This window comes from Methanobrevibacter sp., assembly GCF_045586545.1.
In the GTDB taxonomy this organism is placed as follows: domain Archaea; phylum Methanobacteriota; class Methanobacteria; order Methanobacteriales; family Methanobacteriaceae; genus Methanocatella.
The window spans coordinates 1-10289 of record NZ_JAZNAN010000095.1 but is presented as its reverse complement, the minus strand read 5'-3'; the positions used below and the strand labels follow the sequence as shown (position 1 = coordinate 10289).

The window sequence follows — 10289 nt, the reverse complement described above, 5'->3', positions numbered from 1 at the left end:
ATATTTTTTGGTTGATGATTAATTTTTTAAAATTCATAAAATTACTTATTTGGTGATTTAAACAGTTTTAATTAAAAATAAAAAATTTATGATGGTTGATGATTAAGGTTGATGATTCATGTTTTATTAAAGAATTTATTTTAATAGGTATTTTGTATTTCTGCCGTTTCCCCTACTTTCTATTAATTCCTTATCTTTTAATTTTTTAATAATCTTATAGCTGGCTTGAGGGGTAATGTTTAACATCTCCTGGATATCTTTATTTTGAATATGTCCTTTTTCTTCGAGAAGTGTTAATACAGAGATTTCATTTGGAGTTAATTGAATGGTATTGTCATATTTTGATGTGATTTTGGCTAATTTTAACACTTCTGATTTAACTTTATTTATTGAGTATAATACTCCGCCACAGAAATATTCCAGCCAATTTGTTAAATCATGGTTTTTATCGGCACTGTTTAGTGCATCAACATAAACCTGTCTGTCTTGATTGTAATATTCGTCTAAAGTGAAGTAGTTATTGATATTAAATTTGTGAACTGATAAAATCAATGTTGCCATAAGTCTGCTGGTACGTCCATTTCCATCAACAAAGGGGTGGATACGTACTAATTCATAATGAAGAATTCCAGCGATAATGACGGGGTACATTTCATCTGCCGAATTGTTTAGCCAATCTAATAAATCATCTACTAAACCTGGTACTTTATAAGCATCTGGAGGCATATAATTTATTTCCTGAGTATGTAGATTACCAATAAATACGAGAGTATCTCTAAATTTGCCCTCATATTCAGGATTGCGCAATAAATCTTTAGTCAAATCTTTATGTACTGATAAAATTGTGTCGCAAGTAATAATTTCATCCGAATATTGATCTAAATGATTTAATACATTGAAATAATTTAATACTTCCTGTTCTGCTTTAGTAGTTGGTTCTTGATTGTTTTTGATTAATGTTTCTACTTCATCTAAATTTAAAGGATTCCCCTCAATTGATGTTGAATAATGTGAAGATCTAATGAGAGCCTCCTGTTTTAATTGGGTATCATATAATGGGATTATTTTTGCATTGCTGATAACTTCTTTAGCTGAAGCGATTTCTGCAATATAATTCACGATTTTATCGGTATATGTAAATTGAGGTTCAAACATATTATCAACTTATTTTTCTTAATTGCTATTATGTATGTGGTTGATGATTAACATATTTTTTGGTTGATGATTAATTTTTTAAAATTCTTTAAATTGTTTATTTTATGATAAAAACAATTTTGATTAATAATAAAAAATGTATGTTGGTTGATGATTAAGGTTGATGATTACTATTTTATGAAAAAATTTTTCTTAATTTTCTTTGAGAATTTGGTAAGTAAATAATTATTCTTGTGATTATCATTTGTTAATAAAGTTTTACGGGCAACAAAATTTTTACAGATTTAAAACGTTTTATTTTATTTTTAAACTCCATATTTATAGTTTTAAAAACTTGTAGGTATTATTATTAATTTTAAACATTTTATAAATAAAAGTAATATTAACATTAACATTAACGATTCAATATTTGGAACCTAATTCCTTTACCCTATGATATTATGCAGAGATTGAAACAGAACCCACATTAACAACTGGAGATGTTAATGTGAATGTCCATGCCAGAAATTAAATCTTGTGAGCAACTACTGATTTAAATTGACATTAACTATTATGTAGATAATAGCTATATTGACACAACCATTTAAGATATTTATTTAACCAATGAAAATTAATTAAATTAATAGGTGAATTATATGCCAAAGAAATATGCTTTAGCACCATGTAATGGTATGAGTCCAAATGGATTAGTATCCCGTGTTGCAACAGGAGATTGTAAAAAAGAGAATGAAAATGTGATTTCAATATGTATGGGTTCAACATCAGCAGATATTGAAGGAACTAATGATGAGATGCTTAAAAAATTTCCAATAATATCCATTTGTGGGTGTCAGGGAAATTGTGTCACTAAAATACTTGAAAATCGTGGAATTGATATTTATAAAACAATTAACGTTGAAGAAATATTAAAAGATGAAAAAGTATCTGCTAAAGACCCTTTCCGTTTAGATAACGAATCAGAACAATGTGTTGAAATCATTAAAAAAGAATTAAATAAAATAGTAACTGAATAATTTTCTATTTTTTATAAAATTAATTCTTGGGCAATCTTTGCTGCAGATTCAACCATTTTTGGACAGATTTCTTTGAAGAGATTGTTATCAATTGCATATTTAATCCCTTCTTCAGTTCGAATGTCACAATCAAGTAAATCTCGGCAAATATATGATCCATTTTCTTTTTTAAAACTATCTAAGAATTTCACACACATTTCATCGCTTTTACTTTTATTTTCACCATATTTCAAACCTAATGCCATTATAGCACCAGTGCAAGCTCCACAAACTTCTCCTTTACGCATACCGCCTCCAAATGATATGCTGATTTTAAATGCCTGTTCTCTTGAAAGTCCAAACTCTTCACAAAATACCGCTAAGACAGCTTGTGAACACATATAACCATCTTCAAATAATTGTACTGCTTCTTCTACATAATTCATGATATTAAATATCTTTTTGTTAAGTATATAAATTTTAATGGACAACACAGTTTAATATATTCCAGACCATAGCAACCTTGCCATACCTATGTTATAAGCGAGCCAATTCATCCAGGCCGACCCTGTAGCGACCAGAGGGAGGTGTGTGCGGGAGGTCGGTGAATAGAATTGGGAGCAATATTCAGGTGTGGAAACGACTCTTGTTGATAGGTTCCGTAAATCTGTAATCAATGAGTTAGTTTAATTATATTTTCCATTATGTTCCGTCCGAGCGTAAGCGAAAGGCCATACTATTTGCATAACAGTATAGAAATTATCTACTACTTTTTTGATTCTTGTTTGATATATTACGAACAAATAACTGTAAAAAAGTAGATGAATTATACCTCACTTTTTAGTGAATTTTGTTTCATATATAACGAACAAATATTGCTTGTCAAATTCTCTCAAACTAACAACATACCAATGAAATACTAAAGTAAGTTTTTTCTTGTATTTCTAATGGGAGAATTGGAATTTCAATGTTGCGAAATTTTGCCCAATCTAAACTACCTCTAATGCTACTGTCTGTATAAAGAAATTGCATTATGAACATTAAACAAATACATACAAACCATTAACAATAATAACTAAAATACATATTATTGTAAAAAAGATTTTTAATAATCATATAAAATAAAAGTAAAAATATTTTACAGTGGTGACATGAATAAGACATTCATTACAAAAATGCTCAATCATATCGGTGCATTTTTAAAAGCAAGCAAATGCTTGTCCGATTTGGGCATAAACATTACACGTGTGAGTTATAATAAATCTGTGGATTCTCATTTATTATTTATAGATGTTGAAGGCAGTCCGGAAAGTCTTGAAAAAGCGACTCAGGAATTAATGTCAATAGGTTATATCCACCAGGATTTGGATCATCGCGATGTAGTGCTACTTGAATTTAAGCTTAAAGATATCCCCGGCGCCGTTACACCAATTTTAGAACTAATCAGTGATTTTAATTTCAACATTACATATATCAGTTCCCAACAGACAGATAAGGAATTCCAGTTCTTTAAGATGGGCCTCGTTGTTGAAAACCAAGAAAATATCAACACATTCATCAAAAAAGCAAGCGAATTATGTCCAATTAAAGTAATTAATTCAGATTACGCCAATAAGATTTACGACAATAGCTTTTTTTACAACAACTTTGTAAATCAGATATCTTCCACAATGGATATCTCAGATGAATCCAAAAATGAACTGATCATCAATACAAACCTTGTGATGCAAATGCTTAACGAAAGTGGAGTTTTGCCGTTCCATACCTTTGATAGCATAAGCCGATTTACAGAAATCATTGCCGCTTCAAAAGGAGAGAATTTCACACCAAGAATAACAAAGCATAAAATAACCGAAAATAGCGAAATAACACTTATCGAACCTCCCTGCGGAAGCAACATTGCAATCATAAAAAGCTATGGTAAGTACTTATTCATTGATACTGGATATGCCTGCTATGAAGAGGAAATGCTTTCAATCATCAAGGAAATCATCCCTGATTTTGACAATACTTCAAAAGAGGTATTCATAACCCATGCCGACGTTGACCACTGCGGACTGTTGCCCCTTTTTGACATTGTCTATACCAGCAGCAAAAGTGCAGAATCACTGAAATCAGAATATGACAATGAAAGCAATTTCCGTGAAAAAAATCCACTTCACAAACCATATATTCGTATTTGCAATATATTAACTTCATATAAACCCGTTTCCCCTCAAAAAATTCAAGTTGTAGGAGCTGAACGAACAATAACAAAACCCTTTGAACAAACTGGTGTTTTTGATTTTGGTGAATTGCGTTTTAGTCTTTATGAAGGAAAAGGAGGCCATCTTCCTGGCGAATCTGTTTTAATTGATTTTGAACATAAAATTGCATTTACAGGAGACATTTTTATAAATATGAAAGACATGATTCCTAAACAGGCGGAATATAATAGATATGCTCCAATTTTAATGACATCTGTTGATTTTGATTCTGATCTTTGTCGAGAAGAAAGAAATAATCTATTTAATAAATTAAACACTGGAAAATGGCAAATCTTCGGAGGCCATGGCAGTAAAAGGACATATGAATCAAATTAAAGATTTGACCTAATTTCTTTTCATCAGCTTCTTATAATAAGTGTTTGTTTGGTATAACGCTCCCACAGGATTGTGTGCGAGTACTTTGTCTTTTGTTACAAGTGTTGTGCATAGGGCATCAGAATATTATAGAAAAGACTATCATGACCTACGCATAACCCTATTATTACGTTAAGGTCTGTTTTTTCATTATTGAGTATTTTTGCCTGCAGTATCGGGTTGCACATTATATTTCCAGTTATATTTGTTTTTTTATCATCTACACCTGCTATTTCTGTTTTTTTCATTGCTCCGACTTTACATGCTACGGAATACACTTTAAAATCATGTTTGTCAAGGATTTTAGCAAATGTTCTGCTTTCTTCCATTAGCCCCACACAGGCAGCTATTCCTATTTTATTCATTTTTAGTCTTTTGGCAAATTCCATGATTTCTTCTACTCTTGTGTATTTGCAGTAGAACTCCTCTTCAATTTCTGCAGATATCCGTGATATCTCTTTGTTGTTGTCCTCATTGTAGAGCTTTTCAATTTCTATTATTTCATCACTTGTTAATTCTTTTGTTGGACAGAATTTAGGATATTCTGAATCTTGGTGTTTGCAGTTTATAATTCCACAATTGCTGCAGGAGTAATTTTTCATGGCATTTCATTCCTGTTAAAAAATTAAAATTAATCTTTTTTCATCTGTGAACAGTTATTACAAAGTCCCTTGTTCAATAATTTCTAACCCCAGCCCTTCCTGAATTTTTTTTAATGTTCCTCTAGCGGATTTTTTAGCAAATATTTGGCTGGAACCTTCTAAACTGGATTCACCTAGGAATCCAAAGTTTCTAACCCATGATTCTATTACAATTATATCATCTTTAAATGTGTATTTAATTAACTGTGGAGATGTGACTATTCCAGATCCATGTTGATAAAATTCCTCTCCTTGGGATTCTCTTTTTTTGTATTTGTTCTCTTTCAAAATTCTCAATATTGTTTGCTCTTCATTTCCTCTGTTTATACTTTTAAATTTAAAGTAAGTTCTTGACATGATTGTAATTTTTATTGTTAGAACTATTTAATGTTATAACTATTTGTTTTAGTTTATCTATTGATTAGACAATATTTTTTCCAATATCGGAAAGATAATAATTAATTATTTGTTTAATATGAATAATACAAACATTGCGATGTAGTTATATAAAATTATCATTATTTTCGGCTTTAAAAATATCATGAAAAAAACACTATTTATAAACTAGAATTTCTGATATATTTTTTTTGATATCACTAATTATACATAAAATTTAATTATTGTGATTAAAAAATTGTAATTCATGAACATTAAAGCGCCAATAATTATGGAGTTAATTTTCATCGTGATTTCTATTCTAGTATATATTACAACTTCCAACACCTTTTTCATATTCAATTTCCTCTATATCGGAACTGCAATAGCTGTTGGACTGTTCATGATGGGTAAAAATAACAGATACGCAAGAAACCTGATTATGCTTGCAGTTGGATGTTACCTGTTTGTTTATGTTGGCATTTTAGGTCATGAAAACTTGTCTCTGTCCGGATTTTGGTATTATTTAAGTTTAGGTGTTTTTGAAGGTGCTGTTATTCATTTTCTAATTGCAAAAATCCTTGGGCCATTACTGTTTGGCCGTGGATGGTGCGGATATGCCTGCTGGACAGCAATGATATTGGATTTGCTACCTTATACAACCCCTCAAAATGAAAGGAAAAACTGGGGCTATGTCAGATACATATTATTTGTAGCAATATCATGCGGTGTATGTTCACTATTCATTTTTAAAGTTGATAATCTTGATTCAATAATATTCTTCCTGTTTATTTTAGGAAATATTATTTACTATATTCTTGGAATTGTTCTGGCATTTTATCTTAAAGATAATCGTGCATTTTGCAAATATGTTTGTCCGATTACTGTATTTTTAAAAATTTCAAGCTATTTTTCACTTTTAAGAGTTAAAGTTAATGAAAATAAATGCATCAGTTGTGGCAAATGTGTAAAGGCATGTCCGATGGATGTTGAAATGTTAAACAATTCCAGAAAAAGAGAAAACGGTACTGAATGCATATTGTGCCTTGATTGTGTTCACAGTTGTCCGAATGATGCTCTGAAATTATGATTTGAACAGGTTTAATTCATAAAATTTAGTATTTACTGTCATCATGAATCTTTTTGATTAAATTGACAGTAATATTAATAATTAATAATCAAATAAAGTTGTTTGCTTAGGTTCAATAAAGCTAGGTTCATTAACTTCTTTTACAACATCATCATCTTTAACTTCTCCAATCAGCAATGGCGAATATGGATTGTGCAACTTTTGGTTCCTTTTGACCAGCTTCATGTTGCTGTTGGCGTAACAATACTTACACCCATGCAGACAAGTATTATATGCTCCGATATCCCTTCCGAATATGCAGTCACATTCACGAATCCTATATTTTCCTTTAGGGATTTTAAGATTATTTCCAATGGCCTTTTCTATTACCTGCTGAGTCATGCACCCTGAAGAGTCAAAACCGAACTGATTAAGCAAAGTGTCCTCAACACAGGTTTTCATCTTTATATCATATTCTTTAGCAATTCTAGAGAAATTCTCACCAATAATCAATCTTTCTTCAGTCGTGACCTCTTTAGCTTCTGGAAAATTCCTCAAAACCTTCTGATACAAATCAATGAAACTTATTGTGCAGTCATTCGTATACTCCGACAGCTCTGAAGCCATCTGCTCAAATCTGTCAATGTGAAAATCAAGGCAATATTTTTCCGTTATAAAAATCGGATCGTATCTCCAGGATACCCTGTTGATTCCTAAAGTCTCGGACAATTCCTTAAAGGATTTCATGACAGTCTTAAAGCTTGGAACATTGACTTCAATGTCCCTACCATAAGGAGTGATAGTTACAAACCAGAATTGGTTAAAATCATCTAATTTATCAATATTATTTAAAAGTGGCTTCGGGTTTTTTGTGCAGAAGCACAGACAGTCAATAATCTTGGAATCCAAAGGATATTTGTAGATATCATCATTATATGGATTTCTTGTGCAGACAAAACCCTCATCAATTCTATTCAAGAACCATTTGCTAAAAAAAGCCGGAATATCCGTTCTGGAACCTGTATTAATTATCATAAAAAAGAAAAAGTAAAAGAGATTTATAAATCTCTTCCGAAAATGTGTACAGCTGCAGTACCTCCGGTACCACCGATGTTGTGGGTCATACCGATTTCTGCACCTTCAACTTGACGTCCGCCGGCTTCTCCCCTAAGCTGCCATACGATTTCAGCAGCCTGAGCAATACCAGTAGCCCCTAATGGGTGTCCACGTGCCTTAAGACCCCCGGATGAGTTGATTGGGAAATCACCATCGATTTCAGTTTGACCTTCTTCAATAGCTATTCCACCTTTACCTTTCTCAGCGAATCCTAAATCCTCAACAGCCAAGAGACCATTGATGGAGAAACAGTCGTGAACTTCGGTTACGTCAATGTCCTTTACGGTAACTCCTGCCATTTCATAAGCTTTTCTGGATGCGACTTTTGTAGATTCAATGGTAGTGATATCTTTTCTATCGTGTAAGGTTAATGTTCCAGAAGCTTGTGCAGAAGCTTTTACATAAATTGGGGTGTCAGTGTATTTGCGAGCCTCTTCAGCAGGCACCATTACGACAGCTGCTGCTCCGTCACTTACAGGAGAACAGTCTAGAAGTGTCAATGGGTCTGCTACCATAGTGGAATTGATAACTTTATCAACGGTAACTTCAAATGGGAATTGTGCATTTGGGTTTTTAGCAGCATTTTTGTGGTTTACCACTGAAAACTGCGCTAACTGCTCACGGGTAGTTCCATATTCATACATGTGTCTTTTAGCAATCATTGCATATAATGACGGGAAGGTTGCTCCTTGCTGTGCTTCCCATTCCTGATCAGACGCAGTGGCAATAGCCGGTGTAGCATCCACTACATCAGTCATCTTTTCAACACCTGCTGAAATAACTACATCATGGTAACCTGATGCAACAGCCATGATTCCTTGTCTTAATGCAAGACCTCCAGATGCACAAGCAGCTTCTACTCTTGTGGCTGGAATTGGATTAAGACCTACATGGTCGGAAATTAAAGCTGCAATGTGTTCCTGTTCTACAAATAGTCCAGAGGACATATTTCCAACAAACATTGCTTCAATGTCATCACCATCAATACCTGCATCAACTAAAGCCTTTACTCCCGCTTCAGCAATTAAATCTCTGAATGATGAATCCCATAATTCACCAAATTTTGTTTGTGAAACTCCGATAATCGCAACATCTCTCATATTTAAGCCCCCTTACATTTTAATTTTGCCTTTGAATTTAGCATAAACAGCATAATCAACATATGTTTTATCATTGATGATTTCTTGTGTTTTTGGAGCTAATTCTCTTCTTTCAACAATCTCATCTTTAACGGTTATTGTAAATCCATCGCTTCCAGCACCTGAACCGTATGAGATGACAAATATGTTGTCTCCAGGTTCAGCCACATCCAAAATATTGGATAAAGCCAATGGCACTGCACCGGAATAAGTGTTTCCAATATTAGGAGTTAACAGTCCTTGCTTGATTTGTTCGGATGTGAATCCTAATTTTTTACCGGCCCTTAAGTAAAATTTACCGTTTGGCTGGTGGAAACATGCATAATCGTAATCTTCAGGTTTTGAATCTGTTTCTTCAAACAGCATTTTTGCTGCGCTTAAAACATGCTTGAAGTAAGCTGGTTCACCTGTAAAACGTCCTCCGTGAGACGGGTAGTCCTGACCTTCCCTTCTGTAGAAGTCAGGAGTATCAGTTGTGAAACTACAGGTGTGGTTAATGTCTGCTATGGTGTTGTCCTTACCGATAATGTAAGCTGCTCCACCAGCAGATGCAGTGTATTCCAAAGCGTCTCCAGGTGCACCCTGTGAAGTATCAGCACCAATAGCCAATCCGTATTCAATCATGCCGGATTCAACAAGACCCATGGTCATTTGAATACCCGCTGTTCCTGCCTTACAAGCAAATTCCAAATCGGCTGCAGTCAGTTTTGGAGTTGCGCAAACCGCTTCAGCAACAATGGAAGCGGTTGGTTTAACTGCATATGGATGTGATTCGGAACCAACATAAACAGCACCAATCTTACTTGGATCAATTTGAGCTCTTCTAAGAGCGTATCTTGCAGCGGTAACTGCAATAGTCGCAGTGTCTTCATCAGCAGAAGGTACGGATTTTTCATTAACAACCAATCCGTTTGATAGAGCTACAGGGTCATCTCCCCATACCTTAGCAATCTCTTCTACTTTAATTCTATATGACGGCACATGTGCCCCATATCCTACTATTCCTACCATTAAATCACCTTAAATTATAATCTTAAACGAAATTAAAAATTAATTTAATTATAGATATTATATCTTTATTATTATATAAAATTAACTAAAAATGGAGTATTTTTTAAACAAAATAAGAATTTTAAAAAAAGAATTTTTTCAAAATGCAGTTGCCGGGATTCGAACCCGGG

Annotated in this window: 10 protein-coding genes; 3 read left to right on the top strand and 7 right to left on the bottom strand. The window is 33.1% G+C overall.

Going from position 1 to position 10289, the window contains the following annotated elements:
- Positions 1–135: 135 nt before the first annotated feature.
- A complete protein-coding gene (locus tag ACKI3D_RS07385; RefSeq protein ID WP_407393339.1) occupies positions 136–1155 on the bottom strand; it encodes a Fic family protein in 1020 nt (339 codons plus the stop codon).
- Between the two features lie 635 nt (positions 1156–1790).
- On the opposite strand from ACKI3D_RS07385, the gene ACKI3D_RS07380 reads away from it, so the two are divergent.
- Positions 1791–2168, top strand: coding sequence for a putative zinc-binding protein (locus tag ACKI3D_RS07380; RefSeq protein WP_149732881.1), 378 nt, complete (start codon positions 1791–1793; stop codon positions 2166–2168).
- An 11-nt stretch (positions 2169–2179) separates the two neighbouring features.
- On the opposite strand, the gene ACKI3D_RS07375 is transcribed toward ACKI3D_RS07380, so the two are convergent.
- Entirely contained in the window at positions 2180–2593 is a 414-nt protein-coding gene (locus ACKI3D_RS07375; RefSeq protein WP_303736372.1) for a C-GCAxxG-C-C family protein, read from the bottom strand.
- Positions 2594–3298: 705 nt separating this feature from the next.
- Here ACKI3D_RS07375 and ACKI3D_RS07370 point away from each other — a divergent pair.
- Positions 3299–4729, top strand: a complete 1431-nt coding sequence (locus ACKI3D_RS07370) for an MBL fold metallo-hydrolase (RefSeq protein WP_407393338.1) — start codon at positions 3299–3301, stop codon at positions 4727–4729.
- 95 nt (positions 4730–4824) lie between these two features.
- Here the strand turns inward: ACKI3D_RS07370 and ACKI3D_RS07365 are convergent, their stop codons facing one another.
- Both ACKI3D_RS07365 and ACKI3D_RS07360 read right to left on the bottom strand, forming a co-directional pair.
- Complete coding sequence (locus ACKI3D_RS07365; RefSeq protein WP_407393336.1) at positions 4825–5370, bottom strand: DUF1847 domain-containing protein; 546 nt, start codon at positions 5368–5370, stop codon at positions 4825–4827.
- Between the two features lie 57 nt (positions 5371–5427).
- Positions 5428–5766: a hypothetical protein gene (locus ACKI3D_RS07360; protein ID WP_407393335.1), complete on the bottom strand. Its 339-nt coding sequence runs from the start codon at positions 5764–5766 to the stop codon at positions 5428–5430.
- Positions 5767–6052: 286 nt separating this feature from the next.
- Between ACKI3D_RS07360 and ACKI3D_RS07355 the strand changes: the two genes are divergently transcribed.
- A complete protein-coding gene (locus tag ACKI3D_RS07355) occupies positions 6053–6874 on the top strand; it encodes a 4Fe-4S dicluster domain-containing protein (RefSeq protein WP_298517593.1) in 822 nt (273 codons plus the stop codon).
- Between the two features lie 81 nt (positions 6875–6955).
- Here ACKI3D_RS07355 and ACKI3D_RS07350 read toward each other — a convergent pair whose 3' ends face one another.
- The 3 genes from ACKI3D_RS07350 to ACKI3D_RS07340 are packed head-to-tail and all read right to left on the bottom strand — an operon-like array spanning position 6956 to position 10119.
- Complete coding sequence (locus ACKI3D_RS07350; protein ID WP_407393333.1) at positions 6956–7888, bottom strand: DUF1848 domain-containing protein; 933 nt, start codon at positions 7886–7888, stop codon at positions 6956–6958.
- A 23-nt stretch (positions 7889–7911) separates the two neighbouring features.
- Positions 7912–9069, bottom strand: a complete 1158-nt coding sequence (locus ACKI3D_RS07345; RefSeq protein WP_407393331.1) for a thiolase domain-containing protein — start codon at positions 9067–9069, stop codon at positions 7912–7914.
- A 12-nt stretch (positions 9070–9081) separates the two neighbouring features.
- Entirely contained in the window at positions 9082–10119 is a 1038-nt protein-coding gene (locus tag ACKI3D_RS07340; RefSeq protein WP_407393329.1) for a hydroxymethylglutaryl-CoA synthase, read from the bottom strand.
- Positions 10120–10289: the final 170 nt, after the last annotated feature.

What these genes read in the sequence shown, in the direction of transcription:
- ACKI3D_RS07385 (WP_407393339.1), bottom strand. Translation starts at nt 1,155, where the DNA reads ATGTTTGAACCTCAATTTACATATACCGATAAAATCGTGAATTATATT.
- ACKI3D_RS07380 (WP_149732881.1), top strand. Translation starts at nt 1,791, where the DNA reads ATGCCAAAGAAATATGCTTTAGCACCATGTAATGGTATGAGTCCAAAT.
- ACKI3D_RS07375 (WP_303736372.1), bottom strand. Translation starts at nt 2,593, where the DNA reads ATGAATTATGTAGAAGAAGCAGTACAATTATTTGAAGATGGTTATATG.
- ACKI3D_RS07370 (WP_407393338.1), top strand. Translation starts at nt 3,299, where the DNA reads ATGAATAAGACATTCATTACAAAAATGCTCAATCATATCGGTGCATTT.
- ACKI3D_RS07365 (WP_407393336.1), bottom strand. Translation starts at nt 5,370, where the DNA reads ATGAAAAATTACTCCTGCAGCAATTGTGGAATTATAAACTGCAAACAC.
- ACKI3D_RS07360 (WP_407393335.1), bottom strand. Translation starts at nt 5,766, where the DNA reads ATGTCAAGAACTTACTTTAAATTTAAAAGTATAAACAGAGGAAATGAA.
- ACKI3D_RS07355 (WP_298517593.1), top strand. Translation starts at nt 6,053, where the DNA reads ATGAACATTAAAGCGCCAATAATTATGGAGTTAATTTTCATCGTGATT.
- ACKI3D_RS07350 (WP_407393333.1), bottom strand. Translation starts at nt 7,888, where the DNA reads ATGATAATTAATACAGGTTCCAGAACGGATATTCCGGCTTTTTTTAGC.
- ACKI3D_RS07345 (WP_407393331.1), bottom strand. Translation starts at nt 9,069, where the DNA reads ATGAGAGATGTTGCGATTATCGGAGTTTCACAAACAAAATTTGGTGAA.
- ACKI3D_RS07340 (WP_407393329.1), bottom strand. Translation starts at nt 10,119, where the DNA reads ATGGTAGGAATAGTAGGATATGGGGCACATGTGCCGTCATATAGAATT.